At 52.2% G+C, this 24,517-nt stretch carries 25 protein-coding genes; 12 read left to right on the top strand and 13 right to left on the bottom strand.

The genetic code is table 11. The features are described 5' to 3' along the window. Positions 1 to 56 precede the first annotated feature (56 nt). Both purE and purK read left to right on the top strand, forming a co-directional pair. Positions 57 to 566 (top strand): 5-(carboxyamino)imidazole ribonucleotide mutase, encoded by a 510-nt coding sequence (gene purE / locus FEK42_RS16715; protein WP_001295318.1) that lies wholly within the window; start codon positions 57 to 59, stop codon positions 564 to 566. Then, positions 563 to 1,630: a 5-(carboxyamino)imidazole ribonucleotide synthase gene (gene purK, locus FEK42_RS16710; RefSeq protein ID WP_135492574.1), complete on the top strand. Its 1,068-nt coding sequence runs from the start codon at positions 563 to 565 to the stop codon at positions 1,628 to 1,630. The genes purE and purK overlap by 4 nt, the downstream gene beginning before the upstream one ends. A 36-nt stretch (positions 1,631 to 1,666) precedes the next feature. On the opposite strand, the gene FEK42_RS16705 is transcribed toward purK, so the two are convergent. From FEK42_RS16705 to allA, 5 genes are all read right to left on the bottom strand, one after another. Then, on the bottom strand, positions 1,667 to 2,968 hold the full coding sequence (locus FEK42_RS16705; RefSeq protein ID WP_130206365.1) for a uracil/xanthine transporter: 1,302 nt from the start codon (positions 2,966 to 2,968) through the stop codon (positions 1,667 to 1,669). A gap of 106 nt (positions 2,969 to 3,074) precedes the next feature. Next, positions 3,075 to 3,851, bottom strand: coding sequence for a hydroxypyruvate isomerase (hyi, locus tag FEK42_RS16700; RefSeq protein ID WP_135492572.1), 777 nt, complete (start codon positions 3,849 to 3,851; stop codon positions 3,075 to 3,077). A 12-nt stretch (positions 3,852 to 3,863) separates the two neighbouring features. After that, entirely contained in the window at positions 3,864 to 5,645 is a 1,782-nt protein-coding gene (gene gcl, locus FEK42_RS16695; protein WP_138211897.1) for a glyoxylate carboligase, read from the bottom strand. A gap of 89 nt (positions 5,646 to 5,734) precedes the next feature. Continuing rightward, positions 5,735 to 6,550 carry an HTH-type transcriptional repressor AllR gene (gene allR / locus FEK42_RS16690; protein WP_060707197.1) on the bottom strand — a complete coding sequence of 272 codons (816 nt, stop codon included), beginning with the start codon at positions 6,548 to 6,550 and terminating at the stop codon, positions 5,735 to 5,737. A gap of 77 nt (positions 6,551 to 6,627) precedes the next feature. After that, on the bottom strand, positions 6,628 to 7,110 hold the full coding sequence (gene allA, locus FEK42_RS16685; RefSeq protein ID WP_135492568.1) for an ureidoglycolate lyase: 483 nt from the start codon (positions 7,108 to 7,110) through the stop codon (positions 6,628 to 6,630). A gap of 229 nt (positions 7,111 to 7,339) precedes the next feature. Between allA and allS the strand changes: the two genes are divergently transcribed. Both allS and mnmH read left to right on the top strand, forming a co-directional pair. Then, on the top strand, positions 7,340 to 8,266 hold the full coding sequence (gene allS / locus FEK42_RS16680; RefSeq protein WP_131161003.1) for an HTH-type transcriptional activator AllS: 927 nt from the start codon (positions 7,340 to 7,342) through the stop codon (positions 8,264 to 8,266). Between the two features lie 68 nt (positions 8,267 to 8,334). Then, positions 8,335 to 9,429, top strand: a complete 1,095-nt coding sequence (gene mnmH, locus FEK42_RS16675) for a tRNA 2-selenouridine(34) synthase MnmH (protein ID WP_135492566.1) — start codon at positions 8,335 to 8,337, stop codon at positions 9,427 to 9,429. Positions 9,430 to 9,772: 343 nt separating this feature from the next. On the opposite strand, the gene ybbP is transcribed toward mnmH, so the two are convergent. After that, complete coding sequence (ybbP, locus tag FEK42_RS16670) at positions 9,773 to 12,187, bottom strand: putative ABC transporter permease subunit YbbP (protein ID WP_135492564.1); 2,415 nt, start codon at positions 12,185 to 12,187, stop codon at positions 9,773 to 9,775. Then, positions 12,184 to 12,870, bottom strand: coding sequence for a putative ABC transporter ATP-binding protein YbbA (gene ybbA / locus FEK42_RS16665; protein ID WP_135492562.1), 687 nt, complete (start codon positions 12,868 to 12,870; stop codon positions 12,184 to 12,186). Before ybbA ends, ybbP begins: the two co-directional genes overlap by 4 nt. Here ybbA and tesA point away from each other — a divergent pair. From tesA to cnoX, 3 genes are read left to right on the top strand one after another with little or no spacing between them, the layout of a single operon-like run. After that, a complete protein-coding gene (gene tesA, locus FEK42_RS16660) occupies positions 12,841 to 13,464 on the top strand; it encodes a multifunctional acyl-CoA thioesterase I/protease I/lysophospholipase L1 (RefSeq protein WP_001295836.1) in 624 nt (207 codons plus the stop codon). The genes ybbA and tesA overlap by 30 nt on opposite strands. After that, a complete protein-coding gene (ybbO, locus tag FEK42_RS16655) occupies positions 13,454 to 14,263 on the top strand; it encodes an NADP(+)-dependent aldehyde reductase (protein ID WP_135409631.1) in 810 nt (269 codons plus the stop codon). Before tesA ends, ybbO begins: the two co-directional genes overlap by 11 nt. Positions 14,264 to 14,323: 60 nt before the next feature. Continuing rightward, on the top strand, positions 14,324 to 15,178 hold the full coding sequence (gene cnoX / locus FEK42_RS16650; RefSeq protein WP_138211896.1) for a chaperedoxin: 855 nt from the start codon (positions 14,324 to 14,326) through the stop codon (positions 15,176 to 15,178). Positions 15,179 to 15,240: 62 nt separating this feature from the next. Here cnoX and fetB read toward each other — a convergent pair whose 3' ends face one another. Beyond that, positions 15,241 to 16,020 (bottom strand): iron export ABC transporter permease subunit FetB, encoded by a 780-nt coding sequence (gene fetB / locus FEK42_RS16645; protein ID WP_010347707.1) that lies wholly within the window; start codon positions 16,018 to 16,020, stop codon positions 15,241 to 15,243. Beyond that, on the bottom strand, positions 16,007 to 16,684 hold the full coding sequence (gene fetA, locus FEK42_RS16640; protein WP_135492560.1) for an iron ABC transporter ATP-binding protein FetA: 678 nt from the start codon (positions 16,682 to 16,684) through the stop codon (positions 16,007 to 16,009). The genes fetB and fetA overlap by 14 nt, the downstream gene beginning before the upstream one ends. A gap of 145 nt (positions 16,685 to 16,829) precedes the next feature. Between fetA and FEK42_RS16635 the strand changes: the two genes are divergently transcribed. After that, positions 16,830 to 17,747 (top strand): SPFH domain-containing protein, encoded by a 918-nt coding sequence (locus FEK42_RS16635; RefSeq protein WP_000904498.1) that lies wholly within the window; start codon positions 16,830 to 16,832, stop codon positions 17,745 to 17,747. After that, positions 17,744 to 18,202, top strand: a complete 459-nt coding sequence (locus tag FEK42_RS16630; RefSeq protein ID WP_130206345.1) for an NfeD family protein — start codon at positions 17,744 to 17,746, stop codon at positions 18,200 to 18,202. Before FEK42_RS16635 ends, FEK42_RS16630 begins: the two co-directional genes overlap by 4 nt. A 151-nt stretch (positions 18,203 to 18,353) precedes the next feature. On the opposite strand, the gene FEK42_RS16625 is transcribed toward FEK42_RS16630, so the two are convergent. Next, positions 18,354 to 18,716 carry a hypothetical protein gene (locus FEK42_RS16625; protein ID WP_001001643.1) on the bottom strand — a complete coding sequence of 121 codons (363 nt, stop codon included), beginning with the start codon at positions 18,714 to 18,716 and terminating at the stop codon, positions 18,354 to 18,356. Positions 18,717 to 19,081: 365 nt separating this feature from the next. Here FEK42_RS16625 and FEK42_RS16620 point away from each other — a divergent pair, with 365 nt between their 5' ends. From FEK42_RS16620 to FEK42_RS16610, 3 genes are read left to right on the top strand one after another with little or no spacing between them, the layout of a single operon-like run. Beyond that, positions 19,082 to 20,098, top strand: coding sequence for a YadA family autotransporter adhesin (locus tag FEK42_RS16620; protein WP_130206343.1), 1,017 nt, complete (start codon positions 19,082 to 19,084; stop codon positions 20,096 to 20,098). Between the two features lie 53 nt (positions 20,099 to 20,151). Further along, positions 20,152 to 20,574: a hypothetical protein gene (locus FEK42_RS16615; protein ID WP_130260281.1), complete on the top strand. Its 423-nt coding sequence runs from the start codon at positions 20,152 to 20,154 to the stop codon at positions 20,572 to 20,574. Then, entirely contained in the window at positions 20,571 to 20,774 is a 204-nt protein-coding gene (locus FEK42_RS16610) for a hypothetical protein (RefSeq protein ID WP_024257417.1), read from the top strand. Before FEK42_RS16615 ends, FEK42_RS16610 begins: the two co-directional genes overlap by 4 nt. Before the next feature lie 3 nt (positions 20,775 to 20,777). Here FEK42_RS16610 and cueR read toward each other — a convergent pair whose 3' ends face one another. From cueR to FEK42_RS16595, 3 genes are read right to left on the bottom strand one after another with little or no spacing between them, the layout of a single operon-like run. Continuing rightward, positions 20,778 to 21,185 carry a Cu(I)-responsive transcriptional regulator gene (cueR, locus tag FEK42_RS16605; RefSeq protein ID WP_001026744.1) on the bottom strand — a complete coding sequence of 136 codons (408 nt, stop codon included), beginning with the start codon at positions 21,183 to 21,185 and terminating at the stop codon, positions 20,778 to 20,780. After that, on the bottom strand, positions 21,182 to 22,357 hold the full coding sequence (locus FEK42_RS16600; RefSeq protein ID WP_130206337.1) for an HlyD family type I secretion periplasmic adaptor subunit: 1,176 nt from the start codon (positions 22,355 to 22,357) through the stop codon (positions 21,182 to 21,184). Before FEK42_RS16600 ends, cueR begins: the two co-directional genes overlap by 4 nt. Further along, entirely contained in the window at positions 22,354 to 24,516 is a 2,163-nt protein-coding gene (locus FEK42_RS16595; protein WP_138211895.1) for a type I secretion system permease/ATPase, read from the bottom strand. Before FEK42_RS16595 ends, FEK42_RS16600 begins: the two co-directional genes overlap by 4 nt. Between the last annotated feature and the right edge of the window lies 1 nt (position 24,517).

Raw genomic sequence — 24,517 nt, 5'->3', positions numbered from 1 at the left:
CTATTCTCTGTGCCCTCTAAAGCCGAGAGTTGTGCACCACAGGAGTTTTAAGACGCATGTCTTCCCGCAATAATCCGGCGCGTGTCGCCATCGTGATGGGGTCCAAAAGTGACTGGGCTACCATGCAGTTCGCCGCCGAAATCTTCGAAATCCTGAATGTCCCGCACCACGTTGAAGTGGTTTCTGCTCACCGTACCCCCGATAAACTGTTCAGCTTCGCCGAAAGCGCCGAAGAGAACGGTTATCAGGTGATTATTGCTGGCGCAGGCGGCGCTGCACACCTGCCGGGCATGATTGCCGCCAAAACGCTGGTGCCAGTGCTGGGCGTGCCCGTACAGAGCGCCGCACTGAGCGGTGTCGATAGCCTCTACTCCATCGTACAAATGCCGCGCGGCATTCCTGTAGGTACGCTGGCGATTGGTAAAGCAGGCGCGGCAAACGCGGCGTTACTGGCAGCACAAATTCTTGCGACTCATGATAAAGAACTGCACCAGCGTCTGAATGACTGGCGCAAAGCCCAGACCGACGAAGTGCTGGAAAACCCGGACCCTCGAGGTGCGGCATGAAACAGGTTTGCGTCCTCGGTAACGGGCAGTTAGGCCGTATGCTGCGCCAGGCTGGCGAACCGTTAGGCATTGCTGTCTGGCCGGTCGGGCTGGACGCTGAACCGGCGGCGGTGCCTTTTCAACAAAGCGTGATTACCGCTGAGATCGAACGCTGGCCGGAAACCGCATTAACCCGCGAGCTGGCGCGCCATCCGGCATTTGTAAACCGCGATGTGTTCCCGATTATTGCCGACCGTCTGACTCAGAAGCAGCTTTTCGATAAGCTCCACCTGCCGACCGCGCCGTGGCAGTTACTTGCCGATCGTAGCGAGTGGCCTGCGGTGTTTGATCGTTTAGGTGAGCTGGCGATTGTTAAGCGTCGCACTGGTGGCTATGACGGTCGCGGTCAATGGCGTTTACGCGCCGATGAAACCGAACAGTTACCGGCAGAGTGTTACGGCGAATGTATTGTCGAGCAGGGCATTAACTTCTCTGGTGAAGTGTCGCTGGTTGGCGCACGCGGCTTTGATGGCAGCACAGTGTTTTATCCGCTGACGCATAACCTGCATCAGGACGGTATTTTGCGCACCAGCGTCGCGTTCCCGCAGGCTAACGCGCAGCAGCAGGCGCAAGCTGAAGAGATGTTGTCGGCGATTATGCAGGAGCTGGGCTATGTGGGCGTGATGGCGATGGAGTGTTTTGTCACCCCGCAAGGTCTGTTGATCAACGAACTGGCACCGCGTGTGCATAACAGCGGTCACTGGACGCAAAACGGCGCCAGCATCAGCCAGTTTGAGCTGCATCTGCGGGCGATTACCGATCTGCCGTTACCGCAACCAGTAGTGAATAGTCCGTCGGTGATGATCAACCTGATTGGTAGCGATGTGAATTATGGCTGGCTGAAACTGCCGCTGGTGCATCTGCACTGGTACGACAAAGAAGTCCGTCCGGGCCGTAAAGTGGGTCATCTGAATTTGACCGACAGCGACACATCGCGTCTGACCGCGACGCTGGAAGCGCTGATCCCATTACTGCCGCCGGAGTATGCCAGCGGCGTGATGTGGGCGCAGAGTAAGTTCAGTTGAGCCATATCGGGTGGCTAATTCTCGTCACCCGTCACCTCATTTCAGCCGATGCCACGGAATCAGATTATCCATTAACACCGCCAACAAAATACTAACCAGCAATCCGTTACTTAATAATGGGCGAAGCGTTAATGGCAGATCCTGTAAATAGACAGGCGGTAATCCCATTAAAAAGATCCCAACAAATAACGGTAGTGCGAGTCGATAAACATTACGCGCCGTAAAGTTAATTTGTTGGCTAAAAAGTAGCGCAGAAAAGAGTAATGGCAAATAAGACACTAACATTACCGCACTCGTTACCGGCAGCGGAATACTGCTGAATAAGCGCGTCAGTGGCGGAGTCATCGCTACCAACAAACAAATCGCACTACCGTAGAGAAATGAACGACGTGTCGCATCGCCAGTTTGCGTTAATAAACCAATAGACGAAACGAACGGCGAAAAGGGAATAATAGCCATCGGCACCGTCACCAGCGTCATCACCCCTGTGACCACGAAACTTCGACGATAACGTCTGTTTCCCGCCCCTTGTTGTGGGTAAAAAATATCAGTACCCCGGACTGCGCCATAAGTATTGCTGATATTAACCAGACCGGTAATTACCGCCGTCACAATAATCCCTGGGGATAACTTGCCTCCGCTCCCCAAGGGAAACCATTGCCAGTGCAGTTCAGAATGAATGATTGGCGATGAAGGAAAGCAGAAACGCCAAAGTAGCCAACCTAGTATTGTCCCCACCAATACCCCATAACGTGCCAAACGCTGGGGAAGAAAAATAATCATCGCCAGCACCAGACACATTACCGCTACCGACAGAGCAAACGCTGGAAACTGAATTTTAAAATTTGGGTCAGCAATACCAAACGGCAAACCTAACATTCCCTTAAAGAAGATAGTGGTAAGCTGCGCGCCCAGCATCAACATAAAAACGACCATCACGGTTGGGGTGAACAAGCGTGCCAGACGGTGACCTAACCCACTAATACCAATTAAAATAGTCAGTACGCCGGAAATCGCAATTCCTGCTACCAGACTATTGGCAATATCATTGAGCGGTGTACCTCGCGATGATTCACCCAACGTGATGGTGAGGATCGTTCCCCACCATAAACCTCCAGGCCCTTCCATAATAGCGCGGCGATGACCGAAAAATGCCTGAGCGATACAGGCTAATGCGGTTGCCAGAAATGCATATTGCGTCAGTGTCAGCAAACAGCTTTGCGGTAGCTGAAATGCCGAAAGCAACGTTGGCGGAACCACTACGGTGTTACAAAAAATGAAGAAAAACCACTGAAAACCAGACAACATATTTTCGCGGTTAAATGAAATATTAAACATAGGAACACCTGTTAAAATCGCGCCAACTGCTATCATTTATCGAATACAGATAACTTCATTCCCCACCAGCCAGGTATTAAAAACCTTGTCTGCAGCATATTTTAATTTAGCAGTAAGGGGTAATCCACGCTAATCCCTCTTCCGTAGTGGTCTTCGGTTTATATTCACATCCTACCCACCCATCGTAGTTTGATTGCGCAATTACCGTAAAGAGATATTCGTAATTAATTTCTCCGGTCCCTGGTTCGCCGCGATGTGGATTATCGGCAATTTGCAGGTGACCAATTTTATCGGCCCACTGAGTCATGGTATTGGTTAATTCACCTTCCATCCGCTGCATGTGATAAATGTCATACTGAATTTTCAAATTGCAGCAACCAACATCATCAATCAATTTCAGCGCCTGCCGAGTTCCGGTGAGATGGAAACCAGGAATATCAAAATGGTTAATAGGTTCAATCAGTAATAAAATATCTTCTTTCATCAGCATATTCGCGGCATAACGTAGGTTTGCTACAAGCGTTGCGTGAATCTGTTCACTGCTGAAACCTGCCGGTGTTTTACCGACCAGACAGTTAATTTTTTTATTACCCAGTGCACGAGCATATCGAATCGCTGCTGCTACGCCATCCCGAAACTCTTCTTCACGGCCAGGAATACAGGCAATACCCCGCTCGCCCACCGCCCAGTCACCTGCCGGTAAATTGTGCAGCGTATGTTCGAGTTTATTACTCGCCAGCACCTGTTTTAATTCTTCAATGTCGTAGTCATAAGGGAACATAAATTCAACGCCACGAAAACCACACTGTGCAGCTTTCTCAAAACGGGCGAGAAAATCATATTCACCAAATAACATCGATAAATTAGCAGAGAAACGTAACATTATTTATCTCCCTTATTCATAGTGCATGAAGCAGGTTTCAGTCGGTGCATCCGCTGCGTTATCGGCGATATCTTCAAATTCCATGACGTTATCCAGTTCACTGCCCATCGAAATATTGGTTACACGTTCCAGCATAATTTCCACCACCACCGGGACACAGTACTGCGCCATTAAGGCTTTCGCCTGTTCAAAGGCTGGAGCAATATCTTCCGGTTTGAAAACGCGAATAGCTTTACAACCTAAACCTTCCGCTACTTTCACGTGGTCAACGCCATAACCGTTCACATCACTGGAGTTAATATTTTCGAACGCGAGCTGTACGCAGTAATCCATATCAAATGCGCGTTGTGACTGACGAATCAGGCCGAGATAGGCGTTATTCACCAGCACATGGATGTACGGAATGTTGAACTGTGCGCCAACGGCTAATTCTTCAATCAGGAACTGGAAGTCGAAGTCACCGGAAATCGCCACCACATTACGTTCTGGATCAGCAGCACACACGCCCAGCGCAGCCGGAATGGTCCAGCCCAGCGGGCCTGCCTGACCACAGTTGATCCAGTGACGGTCTTTAAAGACATGCAGCATTTGCGCCGCAGCGATTTGTGACAGGCCGATGGTGGTGACATAGCAAACATCACGTCCAAAGGCTTTGTTCATCTCTTCATACACGCGCTGCGGTTTCACTGGCACGTTGTCGAAGTGGGTTTTGCGCAGCAAAGTGCGTTTGCGCTGCTGGCACTCAGCAACCCACTCTTTACGACACGGCAGACGACCCGCTTTTTGCATCTCCTGGGCCACTTCAACCAGCAGCGTCAGCGCCGCTTTAGCATCAGAGACAATGCCGAGATCCGGACACAGCACGCGGCCAATTTGCGTCGGTTCAATATCGATATGAACGATTTTGCGCCCTTCGGTGTATTTCTCTACCGAACCGGTATGACGGTTAGCAAAACGGTTACCGATACCAAACACCATGTCGGACGCCAGCAACGTTGCGTTACCGTAACGATGCGCAGTTTGCAGACCCACCATCCCGGCCATCAGTTCGTGATCGTCCGGGATACAGCCCCAGCCCATCAGCGTTGGGATAACCGGAACGCTGGTCAGTTCGGCAAACTGTTGTAACAGCGCCGCGGCATCGGCGTTGATCACCCCGCCCCCGGCAACAATCACCGGACGTTCGGCCTGAATTAACATTTCTACCGCTTTTTCGATCTGCATACGGCTGGCTGCAGGTTTGTAGACTGGCAGCGGTTCGTACATATCAGGATCAAACTCGATTTCCGCAACCTGAACGTCGAACGGTAAATCCACCAGTACCGGACCCGGACGCCCAGAACGCATCAGGTGAAATGCCTGTTGCAGCACACGAGGCACCAGCGCCGCTTCACGAACTGTAACCGCCATTTTGCTGACCGGTTTAGCAATTGCTTCAATATCTACGGCCTGAAAATCTTCTTTATGCAGACGGGCTCTCGGTGCCTGGCCGGTGATGCACAAAATAGGAATGGAATCAGCAGAAGCAGAATAGAGCGCGGTGATCATGTCAGTGCCTGCTGGTCCCGAAGTTCCCAAACAAACGCCGATATTCCCAGCCGTTGCGCGGGTATAGCCTTCCGCCATGTGCGACGCACCTTCCACGTGACGCGCCAGAATGTGACGAATACCGCCGTGCTTACGCATCGCTGAGTAGAACGGATTGATTGCAGCTCCCGGAACGCCGAAGGCGGTGGTGATACCTTCTTTCTCCAGCACATACATTGCCGCGTCAACGGCTCTCATTTTTGCCATTTTATTCCTACCTCTATTAATTGGAAAAATTTTCCAACTTTCAAATTTTGTCAAAAAAACCCGCTCCGCAGAGCGGGATGCGACAGACACTATGGATGTGCTTTCAGTCCCAACGCCGTGCTGATATCGCGGGCGGTGTCTCTGACCAGCTCACCCTGACTGACAAAACGATCTTCTGTCAGTCTTGATGAAGGCCCGGAGATGGAGATAGCAGCAACAACACTACCTACATCATCGTAAATTGCTGAAGCTATGCAATTCAGGCCTATAACATGCTCTTCTTTATCTACGGTATAGCCCAGTTCACGCGCTTGTTCCAGGTCCTTCAGCAAGGTGGGCATATCCACAAGCGTAGTTGGCGTAAACTGCTGCAAACCGGTTTGCAGAATGATGCTCATCAGCTCCTCTTCCGCCAGCGGATAAAGCAGCGCCTTGCCCGCACCGGAAGCATGCAGCGGCAGACGACTGCCCAGCGGCGCACACATCCTGACCATCGATTTACACTCTAACTGACCAATTAATACCGCTTCATTGCCGTTACGAATCGCGACATTGACCGTCTCGCCGGAAAGCAGCATCAGGCGGCGCATAAACGGCCCGGCAACGGAGAGGACATCACGGTTATGGATGTACGCCGCGCCGACGTTAAAGACACCTAATCCTATATGCCACCAGCCTAACTGACTGTCCTGATAGACAAAATCCGCTGCCTGTAAAACCTTTAACAGGCGAAAGGTCGTCGAGAGCGGCAAATCCAGATTGAGAGAAATATCGCTAACCGACGAACTTCCTCCACTTTTTTCCAGATATTGCAGAATCGCAATTCCCCGCTCTAACGCCTGTGCGCCCTTCTGTGCCACAGGCTCCGCCTGTCCTGGCCTGCCGCGCCGTCTAACTTCCGTCATACCTACGTTAACTCCGACCTACAAGTGAGCATAAACAATGAACAATTAGTTTATCTTATGCAAGTCGGTTGCAGGCGTCACGCAAAACAGAGTTCCTGTTCAGGAATACTTTCAACATCACAGTTGTCACTGCCGCCGCGATCGATAGTCAGAAAATCGGTGACGCGCTGCCAGGCGAAAAGCGGGTGATGCCAGACGTTACGATGATAATTCACCCCCTGCTCACCGTTGGTGATAAACGCCCGCAGCGTTGACAGGTCTGGTTTATCGTCACCTGACGCCACGACCACTACAAACACTTCACCTTTCATCGGGATAAATGCCTGAGTACCCAGCGGGTGACGTTCGAGTTCGTGGATGATCAGCGGCAGATTCGCCGGTTGCGCGCGGTTAATGCTGATAAGCGTACGGTCTTGCTCAAGAATCTCAACCAGCGCCAAATCGTGATAGCGCTCCACCAGGCCATTGTTAATATGGAAAAAATCCCGTTGCTGCGTTTCGATAACGTCGCCATAAGCACAGAAGGCTTCCTGACTTAACGGTAATACCTGAAGTTTCATCTTTTTGTCCTTGTAACATAATTCCGTTCAACCACCGCCGACCGGTCAGCCAGGTTTCAATAATAGGCAATCTAAAACCTTAAGAGAACAACATCAATACAAAAGTTGGAATATTTTTCCAAAACTAGATTTAGCCCACAAATCACGCAGGGTTATCATGTGAAAATACAGGTAAATCAAAGGACAGGAAAATCACGCAACCTGCGGATTTAAAAGGGGATACCTGAAGATGTTTGATCCAGAAACTTTGCGGACTTTCATTGCTGTTGCCGAAACGGGAAGTTTTTCAAAAGCGGCAGAACGATTATGTAAAACGACGGCGACCATCAGTTATCGCATTAAGCTTCTGGAAGAGAATACCGGAGTAGCGCTGTTTTTCCGCACGACTCGCAGCGTGACGTTGACAGCGGCTGGCGAGCATCTGCTTTGTCAGGCCAGAGACTGGCTGAGTTGGCTGGAAAGCATGCCCAGCGAGCTGCAACAGGTGAATGATGGCGTGGAACGCCAGGTGAATATCGTCATCAACAACCTGCTCTATAATTCCGAGGCCGTCGCCCAACTGCTGGCGTGGTTGAATGAACGTTACCCCTTTACCCAGTTTCACATCTCCCGACAAATCTATATGGGCGTCTGGGACTCGCTATTGTACGAAGGTTTTTCACTGGCTATCGGCGTCACGGGAACAGAAGCACTGGCAAATACTTTTAGCCTTGATCCCTTAGGTTCGGTGCAATGGCGCTTTGTCATGGCGGCAGATCATCCACTGGCAAAGGTTGAAGAGCCGCTAACAGAAGCGCAATTGCGGCGCTTTCCTGCGGTCAATATTGAAGACAGCGCCCGCACCTTAACCAAACGCGTCGCCTGGCGTTTGCCGGGACAAAAAGAGATTATTGTTCCTGATATGGAAACGAAAATCGCCGCCCATCTGGCGGGCGTTGGCATTGGTTTTTTGCCAAAATCACTTTGCCAGTCGATGATTGATAATCAACAACTGGTCAGCCGGGTCATCCCGACGATGCGCCCGCCTTCGCCATTGAGTCTGGCATGGCGTAAATTTGGCAGCGGCAAAGCGGTGGAAGATATTGTGGCCTTATTTACCCAGCGCAGGCCGGAAATCAGTGGATTTTTAGAAATTTTCGGCAACTCACACAGTTAAAAATCAAGTTTCCTTGCGCGTTGGCGCGTAAAATAGCGCGCAAGCTGATTTGAGGTTCACTTTTTACTATGCAAGAGAGACACACGGAACAGGACTATCGTGCCCTGCTGATTGCTGATACGCCCATTATTGATGTTCGCGCCCCCATCGAGTTTGAGCAAGGCGCAATGCCCGCCGCTATCAATCTGCCGTTAATGAATAATGATGAACGCGCCGCCGTTGGCACCTGCTATAAACAGCAAGGGTCTGACGCGGCGCTGGCGCTGGGGCATAAACTGGTGGCGGGTGAAATTCGTCAGCAGCGCATGGATGCCTGGCGGGCAGCGTGTCTGCAAAATCCGCAAGGTATTCTCTGCTGCGCCCGTGGCGGTCAACGTTCACATATTGTGCAACGCTGGCTGCATGAAGCGGGGATTGATTATCCGCTGGTGGAAGGCGGTTATAAGGTACTGCGCCAGACTGCGATTCAGGCGACCATTGAACTGGCACAAAAACCGATAGTGCTGATTGGCGGTTGTACCGGCAGCGGTAAAACGCTGTTAGTGCAACAACAGCCGAACGGTGTTGATCTGGAAGGGCTGGCGCGCCATCGCGGTTCTGCTTTTGGTCGCACATTGCAGCCGCAACTTAGCCAGGCGAGTTTTGAAAACCTGCTGGCTGCCGAAATGCTAAAAACCGACGCCCGTCAGGAGCTGCGCCTGTGGGTGCTGGAAGATGAAAGCCGGATGATCGGTTCTAATCACCTGCCGGAATGCCTGCGCGAGCGAATGACTCAGGCGGCGATTGCGGTGGTAGAAGATCCGTTTGAGATCCGTCTTGAACGCCTGAACGAAGAGTATTTCTTGCGTATGCATCATGATTTTACCCATGCGTACGGCGACGAACAGGGCTGGCAAGAGTATTGCGAATACCTGCATCATGGGCTTTCAGCGATTAAGCGTCGGCTGGGGTTACAGCGCTATAACGAACTGGCTGCAAGGCTGGATGCAGCGCTGACAACGCAACTCTCAACCGGCACAACCGACGGTCATCTGGCCTGGCTGGTGCCGCTGCTTGAAGAGTATTACGACCCGATGTATCGCTATCAGCTTGAGAAAAAAGCGGAAAAAGTTGTCTTTCGCGGTGAGTGGGCGGAAGTGGCGGAATGGGTTAAGGCGCGGTGATGGGCGGTATTCTGAAACGGCGATTGTCGTGAGAACAGAATGGTTGCACCAGAATACAGAAATAAAAAAACCGACATGACAGTCGGTTTTTTTATTTTTCCCGCCCAAGACTTGGTGGTTCCGGGCAGAAATGAAACAGTCCTCATCTAGCAAGTGAATTATAAGTCAGGATGCCTACATATTCAAACAGCTATGTTGGCGATACAATCCCGACGCTAGTAGCAAGACTGCCGGATGCGGCGTAAACGCCTTATCCGGCCTACACAATCTTGCAAAATCAATATATTGCACGATCCTCGTAGGCCTGATAAGCGTAGCGCATCAGGCAATCTAACGCCTGTCATCACCCCGCAAACTGCCTGAACAGCGCCTTACCCTTAACCAGTCGCGCGCCGAGCCAGCCGCCGCAAAGTGACAGCAGCAGTGCACCGCTGCACGGCAGCACAATCCACAACCGCCAGTCCGGTTCCCACGGGAAGTCGAACACTTTCGCCTGCAACACTGCCAGCGCCGTTTCCGCACCAGTTGCGGCCACCAGACCAGAAACAAACCCGAGCATGGCGAACTCACTCCACAATGTTGTGCGCAGCAGTTTTTTGCCCGCGCCTAGGGTGCGCCACACCACCAGCTCCTGATGACGCTGACGCATTCCCACCTGCACCTGTGCCAGCAACAGCAACATACCGCAGGCGGTGACCAGCACTACCATCACTTCCAGCGCCCGACTTACCTGCTCCAGCACCTGACCGACCTGTTTTAAAATCGCGCCAATGTCTAACAGGCTAATGGTCGGGAACTGACGGTTGAGTTGCGTCAACATGCCGTTGCCATTCTCCCAGCGGAAACTGGTGAGCCAGCTTTGCGGCTGTCCATCCAGCGCCCCTTCAGGGAAAATAAAATAGAAATTAGGCCGCAGACTTTCCCAGTCCACTTTGCGCAGGCTGGTCACTTTAGCGCGGAACTCCTGGGTATCGCCCATAAAAGTCACGGTATCGCCGAGGGCAACGTTTAAGCGTTTCGCCAGCCCCTCTTCCATCGACACTTCATCGGCTTTTGGCGGCCAGTTACCAGCGACAATCGGATTATGATCGGGCCGCGTATTTTGCCAGGTAAGATTGAGTTCGCGGTTAAGCGCCTCATCGTCATTACCTTCTGTCGGCTTGTCGTTAATCGCTGTCAGCCGCGCACGCACCACTGGATAAAATGATTCCGGGACTATCTGATGTTCCGCGAGGAACGCTTTTAGCGGCGTAACCTGTTCTGTGGCGATGTTAATTAAAAAGTAGTTCGGGCTTTCTGGAGGTAGCTGCTGCTGCCAGCGGTCAAGCAGATCGCCACGCAACACCAGCAGCAGCGCCAGCAGCATAAAGGAGAGCGAAAATGCCGAAAGCTGGCTTAACGTTGACCACGGCTGACGTAACAGGCGGCTGACCGCAAGGCGCAGAGGCAGCGATTTCAGCGTCATGCGGCGAAGTACATTCAGCAGCATCCAGCCCAGCACACCGCACAGCAAAGCCAGTACTACCGCGCCCGCCAGCACCGCCCACAGCAGCATACTGCCGCCCATCAGCCCGACGAGCAGCAGCACAACCACCACAGTGACAACCGGCAGATAAAACTTCAGCGGCCAGACGTTCGCGACCACATCATTACGTAACACGCGTAAAGGCTGCGTTGCCAACAACAGGCGGTATGGTCGCAGCCCCACCAGCAGAGAGATGACTGTCATGGTGCCGAGCGCCCACAGCCATGGCCAGAGGCTGGCAGGAGGTAAAGCGGCAGGTAGCACGGGTTTGAGCAGCACCATCAACACGTTTTCGAACAACAGACCTATCGCCCCGCCGGTAACGGCTGAAAGTACCAGCACCATCAACCACTGACCGACGATTAACTTACGCAGTTGCGCTCGCCCTGCCCCCAGCGTTTTGAGGATCGCCACCAGATCGTAGCGACTGCGACAGTAATGATTCATCGCCACCGCCACCGCAGCCACTGCCAGCAGCAAGGTCAGAAGCGCCGAAAGCAGCAGGAACTGTTGCGAGCGTTCCATCGAGCGCCCCAGCGCGCCTTCGTCCTGTTCCAGACCGTACCAGCGTTGTTCGGGTTTAAGCTGGGGTAACAGCCATTTCTCATAGCCGTCGAGCTGATTCTCGCTGCCACCAAATTTATAGCGCCAGGTGACCCGACTCCCCGGCTGCACGGCTCCGGTTTTATCGACATCCGCCAGATTCATCATCAGGCGTGGGGCTATCTGGAAGGGGTTAAAACCGGCATCCGGTTCCTGAATCACTTCTCCGGCGATCCGCAGCGTGGCATCGCCCACGTCGATGGTATCGCCGATTTTCAGGTTAAGCAGTGCCATCAGGCGTGGGGCCAGCAATACGCTGCCCGCCTGCGGTTTCAGGCCAGGGGGATTAGTTTGCAGATCGCCATACATCGGGTAGATATCATCCACCGCTTTGACGTTCGCCAGCTGCGGTGTGTCGCCTGCAAATGTCATCGTGGCGAAAGTCAGCTGCTTGCCGACTTTCAGGCCGCGCTTTTGCGCTTCCTCCAGCCACGCTTGCGGCACTTCGCGCGAACTGCGCAACGCCCGATCGCCCGCCATAAACTCCCGGCTTTGCTGGCTTAAACCTTTCTCCATGCGATCGCTGATATTGCCCAGCGCCAGCACGCAGGCCACCGCCAGGCTTAGCGCCAGCCAGACAATTAATAGCGACGGCGAGCGCCATTCGCGCCAGAACCAACGTGCAATCATGCTTCCTCCTGCAACTGCCCGTTCACCAGCTGTAAGCAGCGGTCGCAGCGTGCCGCCAGTTGCAGGTCGTGGGTCACCATAATCAACGTGGTGCCATGCTCACGGTTAAGGGAAAACAGCAGGTCGGCAATTTTATCGCCCGTCTGGCGGTCAAGGTTGCCGGTAGGTTCATCAGCAAATAGCACATCTGGCCGACCGTTAAAGGCACGCGCCAGCGCCACACGTTGCTGTTCGCCGCCGGAAAGCTGTGCCGGAAGATGATCAAGACGTTTGCCCAGCCCTAACTGTTCGAGCAATGCTTTCGCCCCGTTACGACTTTCCGCGCTACTCTCACCGCGCAGCAGCGCCGGAAGCTCGACGTTTTCCAGCGCGTTAAGGGTCGGAATTAACATAAATGACTGAAAAACAAAGCCTACATGCTTCGCGCGCAACTTTGCCCGCGCTTCTTCGTCCATATTATGTAGCGGTTGTCCTACCAGATTCACTTCGCCACTGCTACCGTCATCCAGCCCGGCGAGGATCGCCAGCAAGGTTGACTTACCCGATCCCGACTCGCCCACCAGCGCGATGGTTTCGCCACGTTTGACAACCAGCTCAACTCCGGTGAGGATGGAGAGTTCATGCTCCCCCTGACCGACGGACTTCTTAAGATGATGAACTTCAACAATGTTTTCCGCTGGCATTTGCCCTTCCTGTTCCTGGTCCTGTTAACTTTCCGTGCCGCCGCAGCGGACACGTTATTAATTCTGGGTGATAGCCTGAGCGCCGGGTATCGAATGTCTGCCAGCGCGGCCTGGCCTGCCTTGTTGAATGATAAGTGGCAGAGCAAAACGTCGGTAGTCAATGCCAGCATCAGCGGCGACACCTCGCAACAAGGGCTGGCGCGCCTTCCGGCTCTGCTGAAACAGCATCAGCCGCGCTGGGTGCTGGTTGAACTGGGCGGCAATGACGGTTTGCGTGGTTTTCAGCCACAACAAACCGAGCAAACGCTGCGCCAGATTTTGCAGGATGTCAAAGCCGCCAACGCTGAACCATTGTTAATGCAAATACGTCTGCCTGCAAACTATGGTCGCCGTTATAATGAAGCCTTTAGCGCCATTTACCCCAAACTCGCCAAAGAGTTTGATGTTCCGCTGCTGCCCTTTTTTATGGAAGAGGTCTACCTCAAGCCACAATGGATGCAGGATGACGGTATTCATCCCAACCGCGACGCCCAGCCGTTTATTGCCGACTGGATGGCGAAGCAGTTGCAGCCTTTAGTAAATCATGACTCATAAAGCAACGGAGATCCTGACAGGTAAAGTTATGCAAAAATCGGTCTTAATTACCGGATGTTCCAGTGGAATTGGCCTGGAAAGCGCGCTCGAATTAAAACGCCAGGGTTTTCATGTGCTGGCAGGTTGCCGGAAACCGGATGATGTTGAGCGCATGAACAATATGGGATTCACCGGCGTGTTGATCGATCTGGATTCGCCAGAAAGTGTTGATCGCGCAGCCGACGAAGTGATCGCCCTGACCGATAATTGTCTGTATGGGATCTTTAACAATGCCGGATTCGGCATGTATGGCCCCCTTTCCACCATCAGCCGTGCGCAGATGGAACAGCAGTTTTCCGCCAACTTTTTCGGCGCACACCAGCTCACCATGCGCCTGTTACCGGCTATGTTGCCGCACGGTGAAGGGCGTATTGTGATGACCTCATCGGTGATGGGATTAATCTCCACACCGGGCCGCGGCGCTTACGCGGCCAGTAAATATGCGCTGGAGGCGTGGTCAGACGCACTGCGCATGGAGCTACGTCACAGCGGAATTAAAGTTAGCCTGATTGAGCCAGGTCCCATTCGTACTCGTTTCACCGACAACGTCAACCAGACGCAAAGCGATAAACCGGTCGAAAACCCCGGCATCGCCGCCCGCTTTACGTTGGGGCCGGAAGCGGTGGTTGCCAAAGTGCGCCATGCTTTTATCAGCGAGAAGCCGAAGATGCGCTATCCGGTGACGCTGGTGACCTGGGCAGTCATGGTGCTTAAGCGCCTGCTGCCGGGGTGCGCGATGGACAAAATATTGCAGGGGTGAGTTGAAGCGCGCGCTTAAGCCCCCATGTCAAAGAAAATATCGACAACAGAGAGCGACTCCATGTCCGTAGAAAATATTGTCAACATTAACGAATCTAACCTGCAACAGGTTCTTGAACAGTCAATGACCACACCTGTGCTGTTCTATTTTTGGTCTGAACGTAGCCAGCACTGTTTGCAGTTAACCCCAATTCTGGAAAGCCTCGCGGCACAGTACAACGGGCAATTTATTCTGGCGAAGCTGGACTGCGACGCGGAGCAGATGATTGCCGCCCAGTTTGGTCTGCGCGCTATTCCGACCGTGTATCTGTTCCAGAACGGGCAACCGGTAGACGGCTTCCAGGGACCGCAACCGGAAGAAGCGATCCGCGCCCTGCTGGATAAAGTGCTGCCGCGTGAAGAAGAGCTGAAAGCGCAGCAGGTGATGCAACTGATGCAAGAAGGCAATTACACCGACGCCCTGCCATTGCTGAAAGACGCCTGGCAGTTGTCGAACCAGAACGGGGAGATCGGCCTGCTGCTGGCAGAAACGCTGATTGCGCTGAACCGTTCTGAAGATGCAGAAGCCGTGCTGAAAACCATTCCGTTGCAGGATCAGGACACCCGCTATCAGGGGCTGGTGGCGCAAATCGAACTGCTGAAGCAGGCGGCAGATACGCCGGAAATTCAACAGCTGCAACAGCAGGTGGCGGAGAACCCAGAAGATGCCGCACTGGCGACGCAACTGGCACTGCAACTGCATCAAGTTGGGCGCAATGAAGAGGCGCTGGAGTTACTGTTTGGGCATCTGCGTAAAGATCTCACCGCCGCAGACGGTCAGACGCGTAAAACGTTCCAGGAGATCCTCGCTGCGCTGGGTACGGGGGATGCACTGGCGTCGAAGTATCGCCGCCAGCTGTATGCGTTGTTGTATTGATTTTCCGTTGATCGGCGCATGAACCACAACGCCGGATGCGATGCTGCGCATCCGGCATCGCATTATTTCTTCTTCAATTGCGTCACCACCAACTGGTGGCGCGAATTGTAAAATTTACGATAGGTTAAATAACAGGCAATAATGGTCGACAGGCTGGCGGTTGAGAGCAACATAAAGGTCACCATAATCTGATATTTAATCGCCTTCACTGGATCAATCCCGGCAAATATCAGCCCGGACATCATTCCCGGTAAACTCACTAAGCCAACCGTTTTTGCTGAATCCACCGTTGGAATTAAAGCCGCGCGAATACTGTCGCGAATCAATATCGCTGAAGCCTGTTTCGGCGTCGCCCCAAGACTCAGTTTCTCCTGAATCTGTTGCTGTTCGCTAATGACCCGTTGCCCTAAATTGTTGTAACACAACCCAACCGCCACCATCGCGTTACCGGCTATCATCCCGGCAATAGGGATCACCTGCATCGGGATAAATTCAATCGACCCTGAGAGAATCAGCACTGCCAGGGTAATTCCCGCCCCGACCGTAATGGCAATAAACGATGAGATAAAAGCTTTAGCAATATATTTACTGCGTTTTTGCGCATTCCACGCCGCATTAAAGCAGATAAATAACACCATCAATAATGTCAGGCTGGCATCATCAACGCTGAAAATATATTTCAATACATAGCCGACAATAATCAGCTGAATTATCGCGCGCCCCACACTCCAGAGAATATCTTTCTCCAGCGCCAGTTTTTCTTTATGGCTAATTAAGATTGCGACAACCACCAGCATTAATGCCAGTGCCAGTGACTCGTTGGTAATATTATGCGTGTTCATAGCGTGCTTCCTGCATTTCTCCGGCATGCGGTTGCAGTGTAATCACTTTATCCGCATGATTAATTTCGTCTTTATCGTGCGTCACCCACAACACAGCAATATTTTGCTCACGTACATAGCGGTGGATCATCCCATTGACGTTGCGTTTGTTGCTTTCATCCAGCGCACTGGTGATTTCGTCGAGCAATAAAACCTTCGGCATAAATTGTAGGTTACGAATCAATGAGATGCGTTGTTTTTCACCACCAGATAGCTCGGCGATATTTTTCGTCAAAATGGTGTCCGGCAAGGAAAAACGTTCGAGAAAATCGAGAAAAATGGCCGGATCAGGCTGCTGGTTACGGATCTGCCAGGGAAAGATCAGGTTATCGTAGACCGTGTCGCCAAACAGAGCCGGCGTTTGGGCGCAGTAAGAAACTTGTTGGCGATAGGTTTCTGGCTTTAGTGTGCTGACATCCTCACCTTCAAACAGTAACGTTCCGCAGGTCGGGCTGATTAATGAAGCAACTATTTTTAGTAGCGTACTTTTACCGCAGCCAGAAGGGCCGGTAATTAACTTAAATTCGCCAGCACGCAGCGAAAAATTGATGTTATTGAGAATCTTCGTATCGCCCGCCCGATATCCAACATTTTGCAGTTGGAGCAAAAGACTATTTTCCTGCATTGCCCATCCCTTTTTCTGATTTTTACTAAAAACAGTTTATCCTCCGCAAGAATAAGGGGGAACTCTCTTTCAGTAATCAGGTATAATTTGTTTAATCAAGCAGCAATTTTGCTCTTTATGGACGGTACAACAGGAGGTTTTTCCGATGCTTATTTTTATCCCGATTCTCATTTTTGTCGCGCTGGTGATTGTTGGCGCGGGCGTCAAAATCGTGCCGCAGGGCTATCAGTGGACGGTAGAACGATTTGGTCGTTATACCAAAACGTTACAGCCGGGGCTAAGTCTGGTGGTGCCGTTTATGGACCGCATTGGTCGTAAGATCAATATGATGGAGCAAGTGCTCGACATCCCATCCCAGGAAGTTATCTCGAAAGATAACGCCAACGTCACTATCGACGCCGTTTGCTTTATTCAGGTGATTGATGCCCCGCGCGCGGCTTATGAAGTTAGCAATCTGGAACTGGCAATCATCAACCTGACCATGACCAACATCCGTACCGTTCTGGGTTCGATGGAACTTGATGAAATGCTCTCTCAGCGCGACAGCATTAACTCGCGTCTGCTGCATATTGTCGATGAAGCCACTAATCCGTGGGGGATAAAAGTCACCCGTATTGAAATTCGCGATGTGCGCCCACCGGCTGAACTTATCTCTTCAATGAACGCGCAGATGAAAGCGGAACGTACCAAACGCGCTTACATCCTTGAAGCAGAAGGGATTCGTCAGGCGGAAATCCTCAAAGCCGAAGGTGAAAAACAGTCACAAATCCTGAAAGCGGAAGGTGAACGTCAGTCGGCATTCTTACAGGCTGAAGCGCGTGAACGTTCGGCTGAAGCAGAAGCACGCGCGACCCAAATGGTGTCTGAAGCCATTGCTTCTGGTGATATCCAGGCGGTGAATTACTTCGTGGCGCAGAAATACACCGAAGCGTTACAGCAGATTGGTTCCTCCAGCAACAGCAAAGTGGTGATGATGCCATTAGACGCCAGCAGCCTGATGGGATCGATTGCCGGGATTGCTGAACTGGTGAAAGACAGCGCGAACGAGCGAAATAAATCATGATCGAGATGATAGCTATCCATCCGCATATTTTTTGGCTGAGTCTCGGCGGTCTGCTGCTGGCAGCCGAGATGTTGGGCGGCAATGGTTATCTGTTGTGGAGCGGTGTCGCGGCGGTGATTACTGGCCTGGTGGTCTGGTTGCTGCCGCTGGGTTGGGAGTGGCAAGGGGTGATGTTTGCCGTCCTGACGCTACTTGCCGCCTGGCTGTGGTGGAAATGGCTGGCACGAGGCGTGCGCGAACAAAAGCACAGTGACAGTCATTTAAACCAGCGCGGACAGCAATTGATCGGCAGACGATTTGTGCTGGAATCACCGTTAGTCAACGGGCGCGGTCATATGCGCGTCGGCGACAGTTCATGGCCCGTCAGCGCCAGCGAGGATCTCGGTGCAGGTACGCATGTTGAGGTTATTGCGATTGAAGGGATAACGCTGATCATCCGTGCGGTCATCGCCTGATGCGACGCTGACGCGTCTTATCATGCCTACAAATCTGTGCCTGAACGTAGACCGGATAAGGCGTTTACGCCGCATCCGGCAGTCGCGCACCGACGCCTGATGCAACGCGGGCGCGTCGGCCGCCTCCGCCATATTAACTGGCATAGGCAAATTACTCGTCACTGCCTTTATTCATGTTTTTTTGGTCTTCATCCGGATAGTGTTTTTTTAGATATTCCAGGACGTTTTTATTGACCTTGTGTTGGGTATACACCCACCCTTTCCAGTAATCTGGCTGGTCCAGGTAAACTTCTGGCGGAATGGTGAAATCAGAAAGCGTTAACCATTCGGCTAACAGATCGGGGTTTCTCTTCTGGATCAACTGCAACAGCATGATCAGCGACATGGCAGAGGCAGGAGCCGTACTATCGCCGCTTAAATACTTCCACACCGTAGAGCGATTCGAACGAAAAAGGATGGGGAGCAGCGCCCTGTCCAGATTCATTTCATTAAAAATCTTCTCAAATTCATTCATTTAATTTTCCTGCCTGGCGTAAACCTCTTAAAAATTGAGATTTATCAAAGAAACGCATTCTAGCACACATCAGGAACAGCTTCACGTTTAGCCCAGAAACAACATTTATTTCGCTTATCAAAACAAGTCTTTACTCTTTTTTACATTGAAAGAGCACAAAATGATTTTCTATTTTATTTATATAAGAAACATTTTTTGTTTCTTATTGGCAATATTTACGCTTATACCAACCAAAAATGCGCTTTACATCACACAAATGGCGGCGTAGATTTCGATTAAATTGCAACGTAGTTTATTTCTTAAAATAGTGTTATTTGTTTCTTATAGAAACACTAATGCGACTTATTTTGCACGAGAGAAAATGAATGAAAACTGTAAACGTAGCTTTACTGGCACTCATAATTTCAGCAACATCCAGCCCTGTTGTTTTAGCTGGTGATACCATTGAAGCGGCGGCAACAGAGCTTTCAGCCATTAACTCTGGCATGTCGCAATCGGAGATTGAGCAGAAGATTACCCGCTTTTTAGAACGCACAGACAACAGCCCCGCTGCGTATACCTATTTGACTGAACATCACTACATCCCTTCTGAAACATCTGATACCACTCAGACTCCCCCTGTCCAGACAGATCCTGACGCAGGACAAAAAACCGTTGCCGCTACAGGTGATGTACAGACAACTGCCCGTTATCAGAGCATGATCAACGCCCGACAGTCTGCGGTAACTGATGCCCAGCAAACGCAAATTACAGAGCAACAGGCGCAGATCGTAGCCACACAAAAAACGCTCGCCGCGACTGGAGATACGCAAAATACCGCGCATTATCAGGAGATGATTAATGCCAGACTGGCGGCTCAAAATGAGGCTAATCAGCGCACTACCACTGAACAAGGGCAGAAAATGAATGCGCTGACAACCGATGTGGCAGCACAACAGCAAAATGAAAGGACTCAATACGATAAACAAATGCAAAGTCTGGCGCAGAAGTCAGCCCAGGCACATGAGCAAATTGAAAGTCTGAGACAAGATTCCGCACAAACGCAGCAACAGTTAACCAACACCCAAAACCGGGTCGCTGATAACAGCCAGCAGATTACAACGCTCAATAACAATTTCAGTTCGCTGAAAAACGAAGTTGAAGATAACCGTAAAGATGCTAATGCGGGGATCGCGTCAGCCATTGCCATTGCCTCACAGCCGCAGGTGAAAACCGGTGATTTAATGATGGTGTCAGCGGGAGCAGGAACGTTCAACGGTGAATCTGCGGTGTCTGTCGGAACATCTTTTAATGCCGGAATTCATACGGTAATTAAAGCGGGAGTCTCAGCGGATACACAATCTGATTTTGGCGCAGGTGTCGGCGTGGGATATTCGTTCTAATTTTAATAGCAATTTCTTATTCGCAATTATCCGCACATTATTTAAGGTTAACAATGATGAATAGCACCATTAAATCGTTTTCCCTGCTGGCGGTTATATTACTGGCTGGCTGTAGCTCCCCCACTTCCCGCATCGCAGATTGCCAGGCGCAGGGCGTCAGTCATGACACCTGTTATCTCGCAGAACAACAGCGTCAGGCGGCTATTTTAAGTGCATCCGAGGCGCAGGCATTTAAAAATGCAGAAGCCGCACAACATGCCCAGGCCACTAAAAAATCCATTTATAAAGGATTTGGCCTTACCTTCAGAATGAGCAGTAAGAACTTCGCTTATCTCAATGATTCGTTATGTGCCATAGATGAAGATAATAAAGATGCCACCGTATATCAGTCGGGTCTGTATAACGTCATTGTTTATCATCACACAGGAAAAGTCGCCTTAATGAAAGAAGGCCAGTTTGTGGGCTATTTAAAATGAAGGAGCAAAAGAAAATAGCCATGACGCATATTATGATTATCGGTGCGTTTATTTTTGCCTTCCTGCAAGTGGTGTTATTAGCCTCCCTGGTTCACGCTGTGAATGTTAACAACGAAATCCAGGAAGGCTTATTTCAGTCGGGGCGCATTATGGTAGAAAGTTTGCAGCATATTCTTTCAGTGCAAACGGGGATTAACTGATTTTCACCCCGCCCGATGATGACAGCAGCCGGAGAGATTTTCGATAATCGGGCAGTCGGCGCTGTCATCGCCGGGGCAGGCATTCGCCAATGCCAGTAGCTGGTCGCGCATGGCTTGCAGCTCTTCAATATGTCGCTCGATCTCCGCGACTTTCTCCAGCGTGCGCCGTTTTACATCGGCGCTATGACGCTGCGGGTCGTTAAACAGATTCACCAGTTCGCCGCTTTCTTCCAGGTTAAAGCCCACCTGGCGTGCCTGGCGCAGTAAGGTCAGTTCGTTGAGATGCTGCTGCGTATAGGTACGATAACCGTTTTCGCTGCGCATCGGCGGTGTCACCAGTCCCTTCTCTTCATAGAAGCGAATGGCTTTGCTGGTCAGGCCGGTAATTTTTGCCACATCGCTAATGTTCATCGTTCGCGCAACGCCTCCTGTGCTTTGTTAAAGGGTTTCAACAGATAATCCAGCACGCTTTTTTTACCCGTGCGGATATCGACCGTCGCCACCATACCGGGGAATATCGGAAACTGCTGTTTATGTTTATTTTCCAGATGGTTGCTGAAGGTGCGAATGTACACTCGATAGTAATAAACATCGCGCCGTACTTCATCCTGAATGGTGTCCGGTGAAATCACCGCAACTTCTCCTGGTAAGCCGCCATAGATGGAGTAATCGTAAGCGGTTATTTTCACCAGTGATTTTTGCCCCGGATGGATAAACGCCACATCGCGCGGGGAGATTTTCGCCTCAATCAGCAGTTGCTCATCCAGCGGCACGATGGTCATGAGTTTACCACCTGGGGCGATGACGCCGCCAACCGTAGTGACGTCAATGTCTTTGACAATGCCACGCACCGGCGCGGTAAAGTCCAGCCTGGTGAGAGAGTCTTCCCGCCCGCGGATCACCGAACGCTGGGTTTCGACTTCTTCGTTGGCTTTTGCTAACTCTTCCCGTGCCTGAACGTAATATTGCGTGCGCACGTCGCTGAGTTTGTTTTCCAGTTCATTGGCCTGTCGTTGCAAACGCAGCACTTCGACGCTGCTCGCCGCCCCCTGTTTCACCAGCGGCTGGGTCATCGCCAGTTCGCGATTGACCAGGCTAATTCCTTGTGTCAGCCCGGTGGTGGCTTTGTTCAGCCCGTCGCGGCGAGTGTTGTACAACGCCGTTTCCGACTCGATAAGCTCGGGGAATTTATTCAGTTCGTCGGGGAACACCAGCGGTTTATTGCTGACTTCCGCCCGCAGCCGTGCCGAGGTTGCCAGCGCCGCGTACAGCCGCGACATTGCTTCCTGCACGTCGGATTCGGTTTTGGTGCGGTTAAGCTGCGCCAGCGGCTGGCCTTGCTCAACAATATCGCCCACTTTCACGTCGAGATGATACAAAATCCCGCCTTCCAGCGACTGCACCACCTGTTCGCGCCCGGAAGGTTCTACCGTGCCGCTGCCGGTGGTCACTTCATCAAGCTGGAAATACCACGCCCAGCCGAGAAAACAGAGCAGCATGACGACGGTCACACGTACCGCCAGCGCCGAGCGCGGCAGGCGGGGTTCAGTCAGGCCACGGTTATATTGCAGTTGTCCGTTCATGCGGCAGACCCCTTATTCTTCTCCTGCAACACCACCCGTCGCGCCGTGGGTTCGCCCTGTTCACGCAAAATGGCCTCTTTTGCGCCATCCATCACAATCCGCCCCTGATCCATCACGATTATCCTGTCCACCAGTTGCAGCATCGCCGTGCGGTGAGTGGCGATGACCAGCGTGCGATGTCCAATCCACTGTTTCAGTTGCTCGATTAAGTGCGCTTCCGCCATTTCGTCCAGCGAAGCGCTGGGTTCGTCGAGCAGGACGATATTCGGTTGAGAGATGAGGAGCCGCGCCAGCAGCAGCGTTTGCCGCTGGCCGCCAGAAAGACCAAATCCCCCTTCCTGAATCATGTAGTTGAGGCCGTTTTTCTGCTTCTGCACAAACGGCAGCGCCCCGCTGAGGGTTAACGCGCGTTCGATATCTTCATCGCTGGCTTCCGGCATCCCCATCGTCAGGTTTTCCCGCAGCGAGCCGAAGAACAGTCGTCCGGTCTGGCTGAGCAGCCCCATGTCGCGGCGCAGATCCGCCGGATCAAGCTGCCCAATACTGATGTTATCCAGCAGCACCTGCCCCTGCTGGGCGATACGCATTCCGGCGAGCATTTGCAGCAGCGTTGATTTACCCGCGCCGTTGCGCCCGAGAATGGCGATTTTCTCTCCGGCCTGAATGTTGAGTTTGCCAATCGCCACATCGGCAATTTTCTCTTCTTCGTCGTAATAAAACACCGCGTTGCTGAACTGATAATTACCGTGCAGCACCGCTTTATGCACCAGTTTGCCGTGTTCCGGCTGATCCACCGGGCGCTTCATCAGTTCATCAAGCCCGTTGCGCGCTACTTTCGCCTGCTGCCAGCGCGAGAGCACGCCGGATATCTGCGACAGCGGCGCAATGGTGCGCGAAGCCAGGATCGTCGTCCCGACCAGCGCACCGGTGGTCATGTCGCCGTTCATCACCATAAAGCAGCCCACCAACAGCACTACCACGTAGACGATGGACTGCACTTCCTGGGTCCAGGTGAGCAGCAGCCCGGTGAGAAAACGTTGCCTCATGCTGATGGACGAGGCCACGTCGTTGGTGTGATTCCACTGATTCTGAAAACGCTGTTCAGCGCGCAGCAGTTTAATATCTTCAATCGACTGCACGGCTTCCACCAGCGTAGCGTTGCGTACCGCTGACTCGCGCATTCCTTCGTTCGCCAGCCGCGCCAGCGGGCGTTGCACCAGCAGGCCGGGGATCACCAGTAATGGCAGCGCCAGCAAAACCACCAGCACCAGCCAGCCGCCGATCATCCACAGAATAAAGACAAACAGCAGGAAGAACGGCAGATCCGCCACCGCGCCAATGGTGGTGGAAGTGATCAGTTCCCGCACTGATTCCAGTTCGCGGATCTGCGAGATAAACGATCCGGTGGATTTCGATCGCACGTTGTTTTTCAGCCGTAATGCGTGACCAAAAACGCGATCCGAAATGCGCAGATCCGCCCGCTTGCCAATCATATCCGAGAGGTGCGTGCGCACCATGCGCATACAGAACTCAAACAGAATCGCCATCATCACCCCGGCGAACAGCACCCACAGCGTCGGGTACGATTGCGCCGGAACGACGCGGTCGTAAACCTGCATCGAGAAAATCATCGCCGCCAGCGCCAGCACGTTCGCCACCAGTGAGGCCAGCATAATATCGCCGTAGCGCCGCCAGTCTTTCAGCGACAGACTCCAGAACCAGTTCGCCTGATACGGGCGAATGTAGTCATCCACCCGCGCATCAGGGATGGCGCTAAGCGGGCGCAGTAGTGCCAGTTCGACGATTTTATCTTCAATATCCGCGACGTTCAGCGTGGTTTCCAGCCCTTCGTCACCGCTGAACTGAATGCTGATATTGTCGTGGTTGTCGCGGCGGGTGATTACGCCAATCTGCTGATTATCAAAAACCGCAATCAGCGGCAGCCGCCACGGGTTAAGCGAATCGGCAGAAAACTCCACCAATCGCAGCCCCATTCCCAATTGCCGCGCCATGTCGGTAAGTAACTCTTCCCGTTTGCTGTCGCGCTCCCAGTTGACGGTCGCGCGCACGTTCTCCTGTGAAAAATCAAGGCGATAATAGCGCGCCACGGCGATCATCGCCTCCAGCCAGGCTTCCACGGACTGGGCATTTTTTTTCATT

Source organism: Escherichia sp. E2748 (genome assembly GCF_005781125.1).
Classification (GTDB): domain Bacteria; phylum Pseudomonadota; class Gammaproteobacteria; order Enterobacterales; family Enterobacteriaceae; genus Escherichia.
This window is presented reverse-complemented; position numbering and strand designations above follow the sequence as displayed.

Excerpts from the sequence above, each read along its gene's own strand:
- purE (WP_001295318.1), top strand. The coding sequence starts at position 57 with ATGTCTTCCCGCAATAATCCGGCGCGTGTCGCCATCGTGATGGGGTCC.
- purK (WP_135492574.1), top strand. The coding sequence starts at position 563 with ATGAAACAGGTTTGCGTCCTCGGTAACGGGCAGTTAGGCCGTATGCTG.
- FEK42_RS16705 (WP_130206365.1), bottom strand. The coding sequence starts at position 2,968 with ATGTTTAATATTTCATTTAACCGCGAAAATATGTTGTCTGGTTTTCAG.
- hyi (WP_135492572.1), bottom strand. The coding sequence starts at position 3,851 with ATGTTACGTTTCTCTGCTAATTTATCGATGTTATTTGGTGAATATGAT.
- gcl (WP_138211897.1), bottom strand. The coding sequence starts at position 5,645 with ATGGCAAAAATGAGAGCCGTTGACGCGGCAATGTATGTGCTGGAGAAA.
- allR (WP_060707197.1), bottom strand. The coding sequence starts at position 6,550 with ATGACGGAAGTTAGACGGCGCGGCAGGCCAGGACAGGCGGAGCCTGTG.
- allA (WP_135492568.1), bottom strand. The coding sequence starts at position 7,110 with ATGAAACTTCAGGTATTACCGTTAAGTCAGGAAGCCTTCTGTGCTTAT.
- allS (WP_131161003.1), top strand. The coding sequence starts at position 7,340 with ATGTTTGATCCAGAAACTTTGCGGACTTTCATTGCTGTTGCCGAAACG.
- mnmH (WP_135492566.1), top strand. The coding sequence starts at position 8,335 with ATGCAAGAGAGACACACGGAACAGGACTATCGTGCCCTGCTGATTGCT.
- ybbP (WP_135492564.1), bottom strand. The coding sequence starts at position 12,187 with ATGATTGCACGTTGGTTCTGGCGCGAATGGCGCTCGCCGTCGCTATTA.
- tesA (WP_001295836.1), top strand. The coding sequence starts at position 12,841 with ATGAACTTCAACAATGTTTTCCGCTGGCATTTGCCCTTCCTGTTCCTG.
- ybbA (WP_135492562.1), bottom strand. The coding sequence starts at position 12,870 with ATGCCAGCGGAAAACATTGTTGAAGTTCATCATCTTAAGAAGTCCGTC.
- ybbO (WP_135409631.1), top strand. The coding sequence starts at position 13,454 with ATGACTCATAAAGCAACGGAGATCCTGACAGGTAAAGTTATGCAAAAA.
- cnoX (WP_138211896.1), top strand. The coding sequence starts at position 14,324 with ATGTCCGTAGAAAATATTGTCAACATTAACGAATCTAACCTGCAACAG.
- fetB (WP_010347707.1), bottom strand. The coding sequence starts at position 16,020 with ATGAACACGCATAATATTACCAACGAGTCACTGGCACTGGCATTAATG.
- fetA (WP_135492560.1), bottom strand. The coding sequence starts at position 16,684 with ATGCAGGAAAATAGTCTTTTGCTCCAACTGCAAAATGTTGGATATCGG.
- FEK42_RS16635 (WP_000904498.1), top strand. The coding sequence starts at position 16,830 with ATGCTTATTTTTATCCCGATTCTCATTTTTGTCGCGCTGGTGATTGTT.
- FEK42_RS16630 (WP_130206345.1), top strand. The coding sequence starts at position 17,744 with ATGATCGAGATGATAGCTATCCATCCGCATATTTTTTGGCTGAGTCTC.
- FEK42_RS16625 (WP_001001643.1), bottom strand. The coding sequence starts at position 18,716 with ATGAATGAATTTGAGAAGATTTTTAATGAAATGAATCTGGACAGGGCG.
- FEK42_RS16620 (WP_130206343.1), top strand. The coding sequence starts at position 19,082 with ATGAAAACTGTAAACGTAGCTTTACTGGCACTCATAATTTCAGCAACA.
- FEK42_RS16615 (WP_130260281.1), top strand. The coding sequence starts at position 20,152 with ATGATGAATAGCACCATTAAATCGTTTTCCCTGCTGGCGGTTATATTA.
- FEK42_RS16610 (WP_024257417.1), top strand. The coding sequence starts at position 20,571 with ATGAAGGAGCAAAAGAAAATAGCCATGACGCATATTATGATTATCGGT.
- cueR (WP_001026744.1), bottom strand. The coding sequence starts at position 21,185 with ATGAACATTAGCGATGTGGCAAAAATTACCGGCCTGACCAGCAAAGCC.
- FEK42_RS16600 (WP_130206337.1), bottom strand. The coding sequence starts at position 22,357 with ATGAACGGACAACTGCAATATAACCGTGGCCTGACTGAACCCCGCCTG.
- FEK42_RS16595 (WP_138211895.1), bottom strand. The coding sequence starts at position 24,516 with ATGAAAAAAAATGCCCAGTCCGTGGAAGCCTGGCTGGAGGCGATGATC.